The following is an 18743-nucleotide window of genomic DNA, read 5'->3' as shown; positions in this document are numbered from 1 at the left end:
CCGAACCGGGGAGCAGTAGGTGGGGGAACACGCGCAACGGCGCGGCGCCGTCGGCGTACCGCGGAACGGCGTCTTCACGGATCGCGCGCGCCGGAGCGAGGACGACTCCCCCTTCACCCGCACGAGCCGTGCCGTCGCGCTCGTCGTCGCGTTCGCGGTCGCCGTGTTCGGCCTCAGTCTCGCGCCCATCGCGTCGCCCGCCGAAGCGGTCGTCGTGCAGTGGGGCACCAACAGCGGCTCCGCGCCCAACTACCAGGCGAACGTCAACGGCGACTTCCTCCAGGTCGGCAACGGTGTGCTCGCATGCTCCACGGCTCTCGGCACCGGCAACGGCAGCTGCGCCGAGCTGCACTCGACCTCGACGAACGCGAACAACGCCAACGACAACTTCGCGATGGTGAACTCGAACACCGTCGGCGGGTTCTCCACCAACTCGAGCAGCGCCACCCTCACCATCCCGGCAGGGGCGTCGGTGGCCCGGGCGTTCCTCAGCTGGAGCGCCAACACGGGCTCCTACGCCGGGGACAACCGCGCGCTCTGCACCGCGTTCACGACGGCGCGCGGCACGGCGACCCTGCCGGCCGGATCGGCGACCGGATACCGCACCCAGCCCGTGCAGCTCCGGGTCGGCGGCGGCGCGCTCACCTCGATCGCCCCCGCGAACGTGCTCGAGGACCCGACCGCGCAGGCCGCGGCCCGGTACTACTCCGCGACCGCGGATGTGACCGCCGCGTTCGCGGGTGCCGCCACGGGCAGCGCCCTCACCGTCTCGGCCGGGAACATCTGGGCGCCCACGGGTGCCGGTTGCTACGCGGGCTGGTCGCTCACGGTGGTCTACGACTTCGGCAGCTACATCGTCGGCAACACCGCCTCGGTGCCGCACCGCATCATCTGGTACCAGGGCCACGTGCGTCAGGGAACGAACGACGCCGACCTCCAGGTCGGTTTCAGCGGCTTCCAGGCGGTCGACGTGGGCACCCGCGCCGGCTTCACCCTCTACGAGGGCGACCGCAGCATCAGCGGCGACACCGCCGAGTACTCGCGTGCCGGATCGACCACGTACACCGAGATCCCCAATGCGGCCGGCGCCACCGGCAACTTCGGCATCGGGCGCGCCACCGGGTCGGTGCGGTACACCTCGAGCGGCACGCCGTTCACCAACCAGAGCGTCGACGTGACCCAGGCGCCCCTCACCAACGTCGTCGCGGGCGACAGCTCGGTGAGCCTCCGCATCGGCACGACCGGCGATTCGTATCTGCTCACGAACGCCGTGCTCTCGGTGCCGGTCGCCGGCCTGCAGGTGAACAAGACCCTGGACGGCACCACGGATGTGCAGTACCGCACCGCCGCGGAACCCGCCACCTTCACGGTCGTCATCACGAACACGGGTGCGGGCACTCTGCGCAACTTCGTGGTGGCCGATGACCAGAACGACTGCGCCCGCACGCTCACCGGCGTGAGCCTCGCTCCGCAGCAGAGCTACACGTACACCTGCCGGGCGAACACCGGGTCGGGAGCCACCTACGTGTCGACGGCGAACGTGACCGCCACGACCCTCGTCGGCAACTATCTGGCGAGCGACAGCGACTCGACCGACATCGTGCTGAGCGCGATCGGCCTCACCAAGACGAGCGCCCTCGCCCCGGGCGCCACCGGGCGCGCCGGCGACGTGCTCACCTACACCTTCACCGCCACGAACACGGGCGGGGCGCCGCTCACCGGCGTCGCCATCAGCGACCCGCTGCCGCGGCTCTCGACCCTCGCCTACGCGTGGCCCGGAGCCGCCGGCGCGCTCGCCCCCGGCCAGGCGGTCACCGCCACCGGCACGTACACGCTGACGCAGGCGGATGTCGACGCGGGCTCGATCGCGAACACCGCGACGACGAGCGGGGTCGACCCCGACGGCGGACCGACTCCGACGGCGACGACGAGCCGCACCACGCCGATCGCCGCCGCCTCGACCCTGGCCGTCAGCAAGGCCGGCTCCCTCCCGGCGGGAGCGACGGGCGTCGTCGGCGACCGGGTCTCGTACCGCTTCTCGTTCACCAACACGGGCAACGTGACGCTCACCGGCGTCGCCCTCGCCGACCCGCTTCCCGGGCTCTCGACCCCGGCGATCACCTGGCCGGGCACCGCCGGCACGCTCGCGCCCGGGCAGACCGCGACCGCGACCGCGAGCTACGTCATCCGCCAGTCGGATGTCGACGCGGGCGCCGTCCGCAACACCGCGACGGTCACCGGCCGCACGCCCCAGGGGCAGACCACCACCGGCTCGTCGCCGCAGAGCGTCGTCCCCACGATCGCCCAGGCGCCCGCGCTCGTGACCACCAAGTCCGCCGCGCGCGCCGGTGCCGGCGCCGTCGGCGACGTCGTGACCTACACGTTCACCGCGCGCAACTCGGGCAACGTGACCCTCACCGGTGTGGCGATCACCGATCCGCTGCCCGGGCTCTCGGCGGTCACCTACGGCGCCTGGCCGAGCGGTACCGCGGGCACCCTCGCGCCGGGCCAGCAGGTGACGGCGACCGCCACCTACACGATCACCCAGGTCGACGTGAACGCCGGCGCGGTGCGGAACACCGCCACGACGGCCGCGACGTCGCCGACGGGCGCGGCGATCACGGCCGCGTCACCGCAGGTGACCGTCGCCACCGTCGCATCGGCACCGGCCCTCGCGCTCACCAAGACCGGCGCCCTCGCGCCGGGCGCGACGGGTGTCGCGGGCGACACCGTCACCTACACCTTCACCCTGCGCAACTCCGGCAACGTCACGCTCACCGGCGCGACGATCGCCGATCCGCTGCCGGGGCTCTCCGCTCTCGCTTACGGCACCTGGCCGAGCGGCACCGCCGGCACCCTGCAGCCCGGGCAGCAGGTGACGGCGACCGCCACCTACTCACTGCGGCAGTCGGACGTCGATGCCGGTGCCGTGGCGAACAGCGCGACCGCGACCGCGACGCCGCCGAACGGCGCGAACGTCACGCAGACGCGAGCGGCCACCGTGCCCATCACCCCGACCGGTGCGCTCGTCGTGACCAAGACCGGTGCGCTCACGAGCGGCACCGGCGGGGTCGGCAGCACCGTCGGTTTCACGATCACCTTCCGCAATTCCGGCAACGTCACGCTCGGGCAGCTCGCCCTCACCGATTCCCTCGCCGGGCTCAGCGCCCCGGTGGTCACCTGGCCGGGCACGGCCGGTACCCTCGCGCCGGGGCAGACGGCCACCGCCACGGCCTCGTACACCGTGCGGCAGGCGGATGTGGATGCCGGTTCCGTGCGGAACACCGCGTCGGTGACCGGGCGCACGCCCGCAGGTGCGACGGTGACGGGCGCCTCTTCCGAGGCGGTCGTGCCGACCGTGACCGCGGCTCCCGCTCTCGCGCTGACGAAGACGGGCGTGGTCGCCGGTGGGGCGGCCGGCAACGCCGGTGACCGGATCGACTACACCTTCGTCGTACGCAACTCCGGCAACGTCACGCTCACCGGCGTCGCCGTCGCCGACCAGCTCCCCGGGCTCTCCGCGGTCACCTACGGCGGCTGGCCGGGCGGCACCGCAGGCACTCTCACGCCGGGCCAGCAGGTCACCGCCGTCGCGTCGTACACGATCCGCCAGGCCGACGTGAACGCGGGTGGCGTGCGCAACACCGCGACCGCATCCGCCGCGTTCGGCGCGTCACCGGTCTCCGCGGCCCCCTCGACCGTGCTCACCCCGACCGCCGCCGCGTCGCCGGCGATCGTCACCACGAAGTCCGGCACCCTCGCGAGCGGTGCCACCGGCCGCGCGGGTGACTCCGTGGTCTGGACGATCACGCTGCGCAACACGGGCAACGTCACGCTCACGGGCGTGACCGTCGCCGACAGCCTGCCGGGCATCTCGGCTCCCGCCTACGGCACCTGGCCGAGCGGCACCGCAGGCACTCTGCAGCCCGGACAGACGGTCACCGCGACCGCCACCTCGACGCTGTCGCAGCAGGACGTGAACGCCGGCGCCGTCTCGAACGCCGCCACCGGATCGGGCACGCCGCCCACCGGCCCCGCGACGTCGAGCACCGCGTCCGCGACCGTGCCGCTGGCCTCCGCTCCCGCGCTCGCCCTGGCGAAGAGCGGCGCCGTCACGAGCGGCGGCGGCGGAGTCGGCAGCACCATCACCTACTCGTTCTCGCTGCGCAACAGCGGCAACGTGACGCTCACCCAGGTGTCGATCGCCGACCCGCTCGCGGGGCTCTCCGCGCTCGAGTACACCTGGCCCGGCACCGCAGGCACCCTCGCCCCGAACCAGACCGTCACCGCCACGGCGACACGGTCGATCACCCAGGCCGACGTCGATGCGGGCTCCGTGCGCAACACGGCCACCGCGACCGGGCGCACGCCCACGGGGACCACGACGAGCGCGACCTCCGCCGCCGTCACCGTCCCCACCGTCGCCGCCGCTCCGGCGATCGTCACCACGAAGACGGCGGCGGTCACCGGGTCCGGTGTCGTCGGCGACACCGTCGTGTACACGTTCACCGCGCGCAACTCCGGCAACGTCACGCTCACCGCGGTCGGCATCGCCGACCCGCTCGCCGGGCTCACGGCCCTCGCCTACAGCTGGCCGGACACCCCGGGCGTGCTCGCGCCCGGTCAGACGGTGACGGCGACGGCCGGGTACACGCTCACGCAGGCCGACGTGAACCGCGGCTCCGTGACCAACCGCGCCACCGCATCCGGAACGCCGCCGACCGGCACCCCCGTCTCGAGCGCCTCGGCGCAGATCGTCACCCCGACCGCGCCCGCCGCGCCGGCCATCGCCGTGACGAAGACCGGCGCGCTCCCGCCCGGCTCGACGAACGTGGCCGGCGACCGCATCGACTACACGTTCACGGTGCGCAACACGGGCAACGTGACCCTCACGGGCGTGACGCTCACCGACGTGCTGCCGGGTCTGTCGGCGCTCGCCTTCGGCGCCTGGCCCGGAGAGCCCGGGGTGCTGCAGCCGCGGGAATCCATCACCGCCACCGCGTCGTACACGCTGCGTCAGGCGGATGTCGACGCCGGGTCGGTCGCGAACACGGCGACCGCGACCGGTGCTCCGCCGACCGGCGCCGGGGTCACCGCCACCGCGCCGGCCACCGTGCCCGTCACCTCCGCCCCCGCGATCGCCGTCACCAAGTCCGCCGCTCTCGCCGCCGGAGCGACCGGAGCGGTGGGTGACCGCATCGAGTTCTCGTTCACCCTCCGCAACCCGGGCAACGTCACCCTCACCGGCGTCACGCTCACCGACAGCCTCCCCGGCATCAGCGTTCCGGCGATCACCTGGCCCGGCGCCGCCGGTGTGCTGCAGCCCGGCCAGACCGCCACCGCGACCGCCGGCTACACGATCACCCAGGCCGACGTGAACACCGGCTCGGTGCGCAACACGGCCACCACCATCGGGCGCACCCCGCAGGGCGCCACCGTCACCGCCGACTCGAACACCGTGACCGTGCCGACCGTCACGCCGGCCAACTCGCTCGCCGTCACGAAGCAGGCGACGGTGTCGGGCACCGGCGCCGCCGGCGACGCCGTCACCTACCGCTTCACCGTCGCCAACGCGGGCAACCAGACGCTCACCGGTGTCGTCTTCGCCGACCCGCTCCCCGGCCTCTCGCCCCTCGAGGTGACCTGGCCCGGACCCGCGGGCACCCTGCAGCCCGGCCAGGCCGCGACCGCCGTCGCCACCTACACGATCACCCAGGCGGATGTGGACCGAGGGTCCATCGCCAACCGGGCCACCGCATCCGGCACCACACCCGGCGGCGACACCGTCACCGCCGCCTCCGCGACCGTCACCACACCGACCGTCGCCGCGGCCTCCTCCCTCGCCGTGACCAAACGCGGCGCCACCTCGAGCTCGCGCGGCACCGTGGGCGACACGGTCACCTGGACCATCACCCTGCGCAACACCGGCAACCTCACCCTCTCGGGCGTCGGCGCCGCCGACAGCCTGCCGGGCATCTCCCCGCTCAGCTACGGCACCTGGCCGAGCGGCACCGCCGGCGTGCTGCGCCCCGGTGACCTCGTGACGGCCACGGCGACCTCGACCGTGTCGCAGGCCGACGTCGACGCCGGCAGCATCGCGAACACCGCGACCGGATCGGCGACGGATGCGCGCGGCGTCGCGCTCACCGCGACCGCTCCCGCGACCGTCCCGCTCGCCGCCATCCCGGGCCTCACGCTCGGCAAGACCGCCACGGTCACGGGGAACGCCGCGGTCGGCGACACCATCGCCTACACGTTCGTCCTGCGCAACACCGGCACCGTCACCCTCACGGGCGCCGCGGTCACCGACACCCTGCCCGGCCTCTCCGCGCTCACCTACACGTGGCCCGGCCCCGACGGGCGCCTGCTGCCGAACCAGACCGCCACGGCCACCGCGACCCGGCAGATCACGCAGACGGACGTGAACACCGGCTCCGTGCGCAACACCGCGACCGCGACGGCCGCGCCTCCGACCGGTCCCGCCGTCACCGCCACCTCGCCGACCGTCACGGTGGCCACGATCGCCGCCGGCCCGGCGCTCGAGACCGTCAAGACGGCGGTGCGTGCCGGGTCCGGCGGGGTCGGCGACACCATCGCCTACACGATCGAGGCGCGCAACAGCGGCAACGTCACCCTCACCGGGGTCGGCGTCACCGACACCCTCCCGGGCCTCCCACCGCTGCAGTACACCTGGCCGGGCACCCCCGGCGTTCTCGATCCGGGGCAGACCGTCACCGCGACCGCCACGTACGTGCTGACCCAGACGGATGTGAATCGCGGCAGTGTCGCGAACGTCGCCACCGCATCCGGCGCCGCGCCGAACGGAGCGCCGATCGCCGACGACTCGCCGGCCGTGGTCACGCCGACCGCGGCGACCCAGCCGACCCTCGCGTTCTCGAAGACCGGTGCCCTCGCCGGGGGAGCGACCGGGGAGGCGGGCGACACCGTCGCGTTCTCGTTCTCCGTGCGCAACTCGGGCAACGTGACGCTCACCTCCGTCGGCATCGTCGACCCGCTCCCCGGCATCTCGGGCATCACCTTCGGTGCGTGGCCGAGCGGCACGCCGGGCACCGTCGAGCCGGGCCAGACGGTCACCGCGAGCGCGACCTACACGCTGACGCAGGCCGACGTCGACGCCGGTGCCGTCACCAACACGGCGGTCGCGAGCGGCACGCCGCCGACCGGAGCGGCGACGACCACCCCCGCGAGCGCGACCGTGCCGGTCGCCGCCGACGCGGCCCTCACCCTCGAGAAGAGCGGCCGCTTCGCGACCGCGTCGACCGGGGTCGGCAGCGGTGTCGTGTACACGTTCCGCGCCGAGAACACGGGCAACGTCACGCTCACCGGTGTCGCGATCGTCGACCCGCTGCCCGGTCTCGGGGCGATCGAGTACAGCTGGCCGGGTCGCGCGGGCGTGCTCGCCCCGGGCGAATCGGTCGTCGCCCTCGCCACGTACACCGTGCGGCAGATCGATGTGGACCGCGGCTCGATCGCGAACACCGCGGCGGTCTCCGGCCGGCCGCCGGTCGGCGGCCCCGCCACGGCGTCCTCGCCGACGGTGACGCTCACCCCGCAGGCGGCGTCCCCCGCGGTCGAGACGACGAAGTCCGCCGCGACCACCGGCACGGGGGTCGGCGACACCGTCACCTACACGCTGACCGCGCGCAACACCGGCAACACGACCCTCACCGGCGTGACGATCGCCGATCCGCTTCCGGGGCTCTCCGCGGTGCGGTACGGCACGTGGCCCTCCGGCACCGCCGGGGTGCTGCTGCCCGGCCAGGTCGTGTCGGCGACGGCGACCTACTCGATCCGGCAGGCCGACGTGAACGCGGGCACCGTGCGCAACACCGCGACGACGTCGGCCACCGCGCCGTCCGGCGCCCCCGTCAGCGACCCGAGCGGCGAGGTCGTGACGCCGACGCAGGCGGCCGCACCCGCCCTGCAGTTCACGCAGACGGGCGCGCTCGCGTCCGGGTCCACCGGTCGAGCCGGCGAGTCCGTGATCTGGAGCTTCACGTTGCGCAACACCGGCAACGTCACCCTGACCGGAGCGACGATCGCGCCGCAGCTCGCCGGCATCTCGCCGATCACGTACGGCTCCTGGCCGAGCGGCACTGCGGGGCTGCTCGAGCCGGGCCAGCAGGTCACCGGCACCGCGACCTCCACGCTCACCCAGGCCGACGTCGACAACGGAAGCGTGACGGACCCGGCCACCGCGAGCGGCACGCCGCCGACCGGCCCGGCGGTCACGGCGACCGCGCCCGCGACCGTGACGATCACGCCGCGCGCCGCCGCGACCATCGAGAAGTCCGGTCGACTCGCCGACCCGGATGAGGGCGACATCGGCGACACCGTCGTGTACTCGTTCGTCATCCGCAACACCGGAACGGTGACCCTGTCGGGCGTCACCTTCTCGGACCGGCTCGCGGGCGTCGGCGACCCGACCTTCGTGTGGCCCGGTGCCGCCGGCGTGTTGGCCCCCGGCCAGACCGCGACCGCGACCTCCACCTACAGCATCACCGAGCAGGACATCGACGCCGGCGTCATCGAGAACGTGGCCGACCTCACGGCCGTCGCGCCGAACGGCGCGCCCGTGCTCGCGTCGTCCGAGACGGCACGCGTCGTGCCCGGTGAGCAGAACCCCGCGATCGAGGCCACGAAGTCCTCGACCGGCGGGGGCGGTGCCGTGGGCTCCACGATCACCTACACCTTCACCGCGACCAACATCGGCAACACGACCCTCGACGGCGTGACCCTCACCGACCCGATCCCGGGTCTCGGCCCCGTCAGCTACACGTGGCCCGGCGCCCCGGGCGTTCTCAACGTGGGTCAGACGGTGACGGCGACCGCGCAGTACGCCGTGCGGCAGAGCGACGTGAACCTCGGGTCGGTGACGAACACCGTGACCGCGAGCGGCGTCGGCCCGGGGCCGGGCCTCGTGGTGGTGCGCGACACCGCGTCGACCGTCACCCCGACGGTGCCGCCGTCGCCCGCGCTGAGCGTCGGCAAGACTCCGACCCTCGTCGGCCCGCCCGCCGCCGGGTCGGACATCGAGTACTCCTTCGTCGTCCGCAACGTCGGCAACACGACGCTCACGGCCGTGGAGCTCGCCGACGAGCTGCCCGGACTCGGCGACATCGCGTTCGGCGCCTGGCCCGGCCCGGTCGGCACCCTCGAGCCGAGCCAGCAGGTGACGGCGACCGCGACCTACGAGGTGACGCAGGCCGACGTCGACGCCGGATCCGTGGCGAACCTCGTCACCGCGACCGGTCGCACCCCCGGCGACGGCACGACCGTCGCGACCGACGCGGCCACGGTCACCCTCGCGCCCAGTTCCGCCCTGACGCTCGACAAGGCGGCCGCCATCCGCGCGCCGGGCACCGGCGCCGTCGGGGATCTCGTGGACTACACCTTCCTCGTCACCAATCAGGGCAACGTCACGCTCTCGGGCGTCACCGTCATCGATGAGCTCGACGGGCTCTCGCCGCTCGTGGTGGGCGCCTGGCCCAGCGGGACCGCCGGGGTGCTCCGCCCCGGCGAGGCGGTCGCCGCGACCGCGACGTACCGGCTCACCCAGTCCGATATCGATCGCGGGTTCAAGGACAACGTTGCGTCGGTGTCCGCCGTGAGCCCCGACGGTGGGACCGTGACGGTTCCCCACGGCGTGCGCCTCTTCACCCAGGAGCCCGCTCCGGCGCTCACCACCGTCAAGACCTCCGACGGTGGAGGCGGCGGCGTGGGCGACGTCATCGACTACACGATCGAGGTCGAGAACACCGGCAACACCACCGTGACCGGCGTCGCCGTGGCCGACCCGCTGCCGGGACTCTCACCGCTCGTCTACGGCTCCTGGCCCGCCGAGCCCGGGGTGCTGCTGCCCGGAGAATCCGTGCTCGCGACGGCGACCTACACGCTGACCCAGGCGGATGTCGACCGCGGTTTCGTGCGCAACCAGGCGACCGCATCCGGAACCGCCCTCGCCGGACCGGTGGTCGATCCGAGCGACGTGCTCGACACCCCGACCGTCGCGCAGGACGAGAGCCTGGCGGTGACGGATGCGGGAGCGCTGTTCCCGGGTGCGACCGGCCGCGCCGGGGAAGCGGTGCGCTGGAGCTACACCGTCACCAACGACGGCAACGTCACGCTCGACGGCGTCGACATCGCCGAAGCGCTCGGCGGTGCGAGCGCCGTGTCGATCACCTGGCCCGGAACTCCGGGAGTGCTGCTGCCCGGGCAGACCGCCACGGCGACGAGCATCTACGTGCTCACCCAGGCCGACGTCGACACCGGATCGGTGCAGAGCACCGTCACCGCCACCGGCAACTCCCCCACCGACGTCGAGGTCGAGGAGTCGGCCACGGCGACGGTCACGATCACGCCGGCGGGCCGCCTCGACGCGGTGAAGACCGGGCGGCTGCTCGCCCCCGGCATCGGCCGCGTCGGCGACACGATCCAGTACCGGCTCGAGATCCGCAACACCGGCAACGTCACGCTCACCCAGGGTCGGCTGCTCGACCGTCTGCCCGGCCTGCAGACGCCGGTCATCACGTGGCCGGACCCCGCGCAGCCGGGTCGCGTGGGAGTCGGCGAGACGGTGGTCGGCGTGGCCGAATACCAGCTCACGCAGGCCGACGTCGACCGCGGGTTCATCGAGAACACCGCGGGCGTCGCCGCCGTCACCCCGCAGGGCGCGACGGTCACCGATGACTCGAACACGGTGCGGATCGCCACCGTGCAGGCCTCTCCGGTGCTCGCCACCGTGAAGACCGCCGAGGTCGAGGGCGAGGGTGCGCTCGGCGACACCATCACCTACTCGATCACCGCCCGCAACTCGGGCAACGTCACCCTCACCGGCGTCGGCCTCGCCGACCCGTTGCCCGGACTCGGGCTGCTCGACTTCGAGTGGCCCGGGGCCGTCGGGGTGCTCGCGCCCGGCCAGTCGGTGACCGCGACCGCCGACTACACCATCACGCAGGCCGACCTCGATCGGGGCTTCGTCGCCAACACCGCGACGTCGACCGGCACCCCGCCGAACGGTGCCGCCCCCGTGTCGGGCGTGAGCCCCGAACTCGTCACCGAGGTGCAGGAGGCGACCCCCGCGGTCGTCGTGACCGACAGCGGCGCCTTCGCGCCCGGGTCGACGGCGCGCGTCGGCGACCGGGTCGTCTGGACCTACACGATCCTCAACGACGGCAACGTCACCCTCGGCGCGGCCGCACTCGCCGACGCGCTCCCCGGTGTCGGCGCACCCGTCTACGTCTGGCCGGGAGAGCCGGGTGTGCTCCTGCCCGGCGACACGGTGAGTGCCACCGCCGAGTACATACTCACGCAGGCCGACATCGACGCAGGTTCCGTCGTGAGCGTCGTCACGGGCACCGGCACCGCGCCCGACGGCACCGTCGTGACCGACGATGCCGCGGCATCCGTGACCCTCGTGCCCGGCCCCGACCTGACGATCGTGCTGAGCGGCGCGCCGCGCACCGACGCGAGCGTCGGCGACACGATCGACTACGAGGTGCGGCTCGAGAACACCGGGAACGTGACCCTCTCCGCGCTCGTGCTCGCGCAGCAGCTCGCCGGCGCGACCGGGTTCGACTGGCCGGGCGACGGCCGCTCGCTCGCCCCCGGCGACGTCGTGATCGTGCGCACCACCTACGTGATCACCCAGGCCGACGTCGACGCCGGCAGCGTGACCAACCAGGCGACGGTCACCGGCCGCGTGCCCTCGGACGGACCGATCTCGCGCACCTCGAACGCCGTCGTCACCCCGACCATCGCGGCGGATCCGCGCGTCGACACGACGAAGTCGGCGACCGTCGCGGGCACCGGGCTCGCGGGCGACATCGTCACCTACGACTTCTCGGTGCGCAACGCCGGCAACGTCACCCTCACCGGGGTGGCGCTCACCGACGCCCTCGCCGGTCTCTCGGACCCGCTGTACAACTGGCCGGCGGAGCCGGGCGTGCTCGCCCCCGGCGAGACCGTGACCGCGCGGGCCACCTACCGCGTGACCCAGGCCGACGTGAACGCGGGGTCGATCGTCAACACCGCCCGCGGCGTCGGTTCGCCGCCCGTCGGCGCCGCGGCGTTCGACGACGCGACCGTCACGACGACGCTCGCGACCGCGGATCCGGCGATCGCGGTCGTCGACACGGGTGCGCTCGCCCCCGGCGCCACGGGACGCGCGGGCGACCGCGTCGACTGGGCCTACCGCCTCACCAACACCGGCAACGTGACCCTCACCGGCGTGAGCGTGACCGACCGGCTGCCGGGCGCCACCCTCCCCGTCTTCGCCTGGCCGGATGCGCCGGGTGTGCTGCAGCCCGGACAGTCCGTGACCGTCACCGCGTCGTCGACGCTCACCCAGGCCGACGTCGACGCGGGCAGCATCACGAGCATCGCCGACGCCATCGGCACGCCGCCGACCGGTGCCCCCGTCACGGCGACCGACTCCGCCACCGTGCTGGTCGCCGCCGTCGGAGCGCTGACCGCCGTGAAGTCGGGCGTCATCGTCGCGCCGGGCATCGGCGCCGCGGGCGACCTCATCCGCTACCGGCTCGAGATCACCAACACGGGCAACGTCACCCTCGTGAACGGGCGGCTGCTCGACCCGCTGCCCGGACTCGAGCCGCCGGTGATCACGTGGCCGGATGCCGACCGGCCCGGGCGCGTCGGCGTGGGCGAGACCGTCGTCGGTGTGGCCGACTACCGCCTCACCCAGGCGGACGTCGACCGGGGGTACATCGACAACACGGCCGACGTCGCCGCCGACGACCCGAACGGTCGCCCCGTGACCGCCACGTCGAACACGGTGCGGATCGCCACCGTGCAGGCGACCCCGGCGCTCACCACCACGAAGTCGGGCGCCACCCGCGCCGGCGGCGCACTCGGCGACACCATCGACTGGACGATCGTCATCCGCAACAGCGGCAACGTCACCGTCGACGGCATCGTGCTCACGGATGAGCTGCCCGGACTCAGCACTCCCGCGATCGCCTGGCCCGGCGTCACCGGCGTGCTCGCCCCGGGGCAGACCGCCACCGCGACCGCGAGCTCCGTCATCGACCAGCAGGACCTCGACGCCGGCGCGGTCAGCAACATCGCGAGCGCTTCCGGCAGCTCGGTGCGCGACGACGCCGCCGTCGAGAGCACGGATGCCCCGGCGACGGTGCCGACCGCGATCGCCGCGCCGAGCATCCGGCTGAGCACCTCCGGGCAGCTCGCCGCCGGGGACACCGGCGTCGCCGACGACATCGTCGAGTGGACCTACGTCGTCGAGAACACGGGCACCGTCACCTTGACAGGCACGCAGGTCGCCGACTCCCTCGCGGGTGTCTCCGCGCCCGTGTACGTGTGGCCCGGTGCGGTCGGCGTGCTCGCGCCCGGACAGTCCGTCACCGTGACCGCGTCGTCGCGCCTGACCCAGGCCGACGTGGACCGGGGCGTCATCTCGAGCGCGGCCGTCGCGACGGGGACTCCGCCGTTCGGAGCCGACGTGACGGCGAGCGACGGGGCCGATGTGACCCTGCGCCAGGACCCCGCGATGGCCGTGACGAAGGACGGCACCATCACCGGAGCGGGCGGCGTCGGCGACGACATCGAGTACGACTTCTCGATCACCAACACCGGCACCGTCACCCTCACCCTCGTCGACCTGATCGACGCGCTCGGCGGCGTGAGCGACCCGGTCATCAGCTGGCCGGGCCCGCCCGGCGTGCTCGCGCCCGGCGAGGTGGCGACCGCGACCGCGACGTACGAGATCACCCAGGCCGACGTCGACCGCGGCAGCGTCTCCAACACCGCCGTCGCGACGGGCAAGCCCCCCATCGGCGACACCATCCGGGTGAGTTCCCCCGAGAACGTGACGACCGTGCAGCCGGCGGTGCCCGGACTGACCGTCGTGAAGACCGCCACCGGTGACGGCGGGGGAGTCGGCGACCTGATCTCCTACTCGTTCGAGGTCGTGAACTCGGGCAACGTGACGCTCACGGGCGTCGCGCTCGGCGACCCGCTCCGCGGACTCACGGCACCGAGCCTGCGGTGGCCGGGCGAAGCGGGCGTGCTCGCGCCGGGGCAGCGCGCGACCGCGACCGCCACCTACGAGATCACGCAGGCCGATGTCGACGCCGGCGAGGTGCGCAACACCGCCCGCGCGACGGCCGTCTTCGGCGCGACCCCCGTCTCCGGAGTCTCCGACGAGGTCGTCACCCCGACCGAGGCCGCCGACGCGGCGGTCACGGTGACGGATGCCGGCGCGCTCGCGCCCGGGTCGACCGGTATCGCCGGCGACGCCGTGCAGTGGACCTACGTGCTGACGAACGAGGGCAACGTGACGCTCGCCGGCGCGAGCATCGCCGACGCGCTCGCCGGCGTCTCCGCGCCCGTCTACTCCTGGCCCGGCGAACCCGGTGTGCTGCTCCCGGGTCAGTCGGTGACGGCGACGGCGACCTCGACGCTCACCCAGGCGCAGGTGGATGCCGGCACGGTCACCAGCAGCATCACCGGCTCGGCCCTCGATCCGGCAGGCGACGACGTCGACGCGACGGCGACCGCCGCCGTGACGATCGCGGCGAACGGCGTGCTCGTCGCGCTCAAGACCGGCGTGCTGCTCGCCCCGGGAATCGGTCAGGTGGGCGATACCGTGCAGTACCGCCTCGAGATCTCGAACCGGGGCAACGTGACGCTCACGCAGGGGTCGCTCGTCGACCCGCTCGAGGGACTCGACCCGCCGCAGATCACCTGGCCCGATCCGTCGCGACCCGGTCGCGTCGGCGTCGGGGAGACGGTCGTGGGCGTGGCCACGTACCAGCTGCGGCAGGCCGACATCGACCGCGGCTACATCGAGAACACCGCCCAGGTCTCTGCACGCACCCCGCAGGGCGCGCTCGTCGAGGCCGACTCCAACACCGTGCGCGTCGCGACGGTGCAGCCCGCACCCGCACTCGAGACGATCAAGACCGCCGTCGTCACGGGCACCGGCGGTGTCGACGACGAGGTGCGCTACAGCTTCACCACCCGCAACACCGGCAACGTGACGCTCTCGGGCGTGACCATCGCCGATCCGCTGCCGGGGCTCGCCCCGCTCGCCTACGGCGACTGGCCGGGCGCCGTCGGCGTGCTCGCCCCGGGCGAGCAGGTGACCGCGACCGCCGACTACCCGATCGACCAGTCCGACGTCGATGCGGGCCGCGTGCTGAACACCGCGACCTCGTCGGGCACGACGCCCGCCGGCGCGGCCGTCTCCGACTCCTCGCCCGAGGTCGTCACCCCGCTGCAGGCGGCGACTCCGTCGGTCACCGTCACCGACCGCGGCGCGCTCGCGCCCGGCGCCACCGGCATCGCGGGCGACACGGTCGTGTTCACCTACGAGCTGACCAACACCGGCAACGTCACGCTGACGCAGGCGTCGTTCGCCGACGCACTGCCCGGCGCCGGTGCCCCGCAGTACGTCTGGCCCGGAGAGCCCGGCGTGCTGCTGCCCGGCCAGAGCGTCACCGCCACCGCCGCGTACGTGCTGACGCAGGCCGACGTGGATGCGGGGGCCGTCGTGAGCACGGTGACCGGTGCCGGGGCGCCGCCGATCGGCGCGCCCGCGACCGCGACCGCGTCGGCCACCGTGACCGTGTCCGCCGCGCCCGCGCTCAGCCTGGTGAAGACCGGTGCGCTTGCGACCGCGGGGGCGAACGGGCGCGGCGACGTCATCCGCTACACCTTCGAGCTCCGCAACCGCGGCAACGTCACGCTGAGCGACGTGGTGCTGACGGACGCCCTCGCCGGGATCACCGCACCGCGGTTCGACTGGCCCACCGACACGGCCGGCGTCATCCCGCCCGGCGGTGTCGCCACGGCGACCGCGGAGTACACGATCGCTCAGGAGGACGTCGACCGCGGCACCGTCGACAACACGGCGACGGCCTCGGCCGCGCCGCCCACGGGCGTGCGCGTGACGGCGCAGTCCGCGCTCGTCTCCATCCCGACGGTCGAGCACCGCCCCGGCATCGCGACGGTCAAGAGCGCCGAGATCGCCGGCACCGGCGCCGTCGGCGAGACCATCACGTACTCGTTCGAGATCACCAACACCGGCAACGTGACGCTGCGCCTCATCAGCCTGCGCGACGAGCTGCCCGGCATCTCACGGCCCGACATCGACTTCCCGTCGACGACCGGCATCCTCGCACCGGGCGCGAGCGCCATCGGCACGGCCACCTACGTGGTCACCCAGGCGGATGTGGACCGCGGTTCGGTGATCAACCGGGCGACCTCCATCGGCACGTCGCCGCGCGGCGTCGTCGTGAGCGGCGTCTCGAACGAGGTCACCACCGCCACGGCGGTCGCGGCCCCCGTCATCACCACGACGCACTCGGCGGCGCTCGCCGCCGGCGCCACGGGAGTGGTCGGCGACACGATCGAGTACTCCTTCGAGGTGCGCAACACCGGCAACGTCACGCTCGGCGGCGTCTCGCTCGCCAACACGGTCGACGGCCTCACCCCTCCGGCGTTCACTTGGCCGGGTGCCCCGGGTGTGCTGCTTCCGGGTCAGGTCGCGACCGCGACCGCCACCCGCACGGTGACCCAGGTCGACGTCGACGCCGGCGCCGTGCGCAACGTCTCGACCGCGACCGGCACGCCGCCCACCGGACCGGCCGTGAGCGACCGGTCCGGGCAGACGACGGTGCCGCTCGCGGCGCCGGCCACCTCGCTCGCGGTCACCAAGCAGGGCACGCTCACCGGGGCGGGTGGGGTCGGCGACCTCGTCACCTACCGCTTCACGGTCGCGAACACCGGCACGGCGACCCTCACCGGTGTCGGCCTCAACGACCCGCTGCCGGGACTGGGCGCCATCGAATACGGCGCCTGGCCGACCGCCACCGCCGGAGCGCTGCCGCCCGCCACCGCGGTGGAGGCGACCGCCGGATACCGCATCACCCAGGCCGATCTCGACCGCGGTTCCGTGCTCAACGTGGCCACGGCATCCGGTGCCACGCTCTCGGGCACCGAGGTCACCGCCTCGTCGCCGCCCTCGGTCGTGCCGACCGTGGCCGCCGACCCGCGCATCCAGGTCGAGAAGCGGATGCGCCTCGCGGAGGGCGCCACCGGTCGCGCCGGCGACGTCGTGGAGTACAGCTTCCGAGTGCGCAACACCGGCAACGTGACGCTCTCCGGCGTGACCCTGCTCGACGCGCAGAGCGGACTCTCGGCGATCGAGTACACCTGGCCGGCCGGCGCGGGCGTGCTCGCACCGGGAGCGGAGGCGACGGCGATCGCGCGCTACGTGCTCACCCAGGCCGACGTCGATCGCGGCACCCTCGGCTCGGAGGTCACGGCCACGGCCGACAGCCCGCTCGGGGTGGAGGTGCTCGACGAGGCCGACGACGCGATCGCCATCGCCGCGGACCCGGCGCTGTCGCTGACCAAGTCCTCCCGCCTCGAGACCTACGCGCAGCAGGGCGGCGTCATCGTCTACACGTTCGCCGCGACGAACACCGGCAACGTGACCCTCGACGACGTCACGCTCACCGACCCGCTGCCGTGGCTTTCGGCACCCGTGCTCACCTGGCCGGGGGAGCCCGGTCGCCTTCTGCCGGGCCAGACGCTCCGGGCGGAGGCACGCTACGTGATCGACGACGCCGACGTGACGGCGGGCGCGGTGTCGAACACGGCCACGGTGAGCGGGACCGGTCCCGACGGTCAGCCGGCCACGGCGAGCGGCTCCGCCTCGGTGCGGATCCTCGACGCGGCATCCATCGCGCTCGACATGTCGGTCGCGTTGCGCCCCGGCCAGCTCGGGTTCGCCGGGGACACCCTCGAGTACACCTACGTCGTGACCAACACCGGCACCCGTCCCCTCATCGACGTGCGGGTGGCGGACGGTCGCGCGGGGCTGTCGCCGATCACCTACGCGTGGCCCGGGGAGCCGGGAGTGCTGCTACCCGGCCAGTCCGTCGTCGCGACCGCCACGTACGTCATCACCCCGCTCGACGAGGGCCGCGTGCTGCCAGGTGCCGCCGAGGCGATCGCGACGGATGCCGACGCGGGCACCGCCGTGACGGCCGCGGACACGGCCGACATCACGCTGCCGGCGCGACCGATCCCGGGCGCCCCCGCTGCTCCGCCGGTATCGGGAGGACTCGCGCGCACCGGCGGCGACGTCGGGGCTCTCGGCTATGCCGCAGCTCTCCTGCTGCTGAGCGGCCTAGCCTTGGCACTCGGCGCCCGAACCGCCCGACGGAAGGACCTCGCATGACCGCCAAGCCCACTCGCACCGCCACGCCCGTCCTGGCCGTCGCGACCGCGCTGACGGCGCTCGCCCTCGTGCTCACCGGGTGCACCGCATCCGGCACCGAGAAGCCGAAGCCGACCCCGTCGGCCACCGAGACGGAGCAGGCCGAGGCACCCGGGATCACCGAGGTCACCGACCCGCCCGGAACGGGCGAGAACCTCGTCGGGGCGCTGAGCGACACCGCAGTCACCTCGTGCGAGCTCGCCGACGGCACCTGGAACGTGGTCGGCACGGTCACCAACCCGACCGACGCGCCCGCCGACTACCGCATCTACGTGTCGCTGTTGAACCCCGAGAGCGACACCCGCGCGCTCAAGCAGGTCGACGTGCCGGGCGTCGAGGCGGGCGCCACGGCCGACTGGCAGACGAGTGTGGAGCTCGCCGACGAGGGTCTCACCTGCGTGCTGCGCGTGGAGCGCTACACCGCCTGAACCGCGATCGGACGGTGTCGCGGGCCGAC

General features: G+C 73.7%; 2 protein-coding genes. Both read left to right on the top strand.

The genetic code is table 11. The features are described 5' to 3' along the window. The first annotated feature begins 19 nt into the window (after positions 1-19). On the top strand, positions 20-18247 hold the full coding sequence (locus tag CLV46_RS15500) for a DUF7507 domain-containing protein (RefSeq protein ID WP_100365603.1): 18228 nt from the start codon (positions 20-22) through the stop codon (positions 18245-18247). Further along, positions 18244-18714 (top strand): hypothetical protein, encoded by a 471-nt coding sequence (locus CLV46_RS15495; RefSeq protein WP_100365602.1) that lies wholly within the window; start codon positions 18244-18246, stop codon positions 18712-18714. The genes CLV46_RS15500 and CLV46_RS15495 overlap by 4 nt, the downstream gene beginning before the upstream one ends. Positions 18715-18743: the final 29 nt, after the last annotated feature.

This window comes from Diaminobutyricimonas aerilata, from assembly GCF_002797715.1.
Classification (GTDB): Bacteria; Actinomycetota; Actinomycetes; order Actinomycetales; family Microbacteriaceae; genus Diaminobutyricimonas; species Diaminobutyricimonas aerilata.
This window is presented reverse-complemented; position numbering and strand designations above follow the sequence as displayed.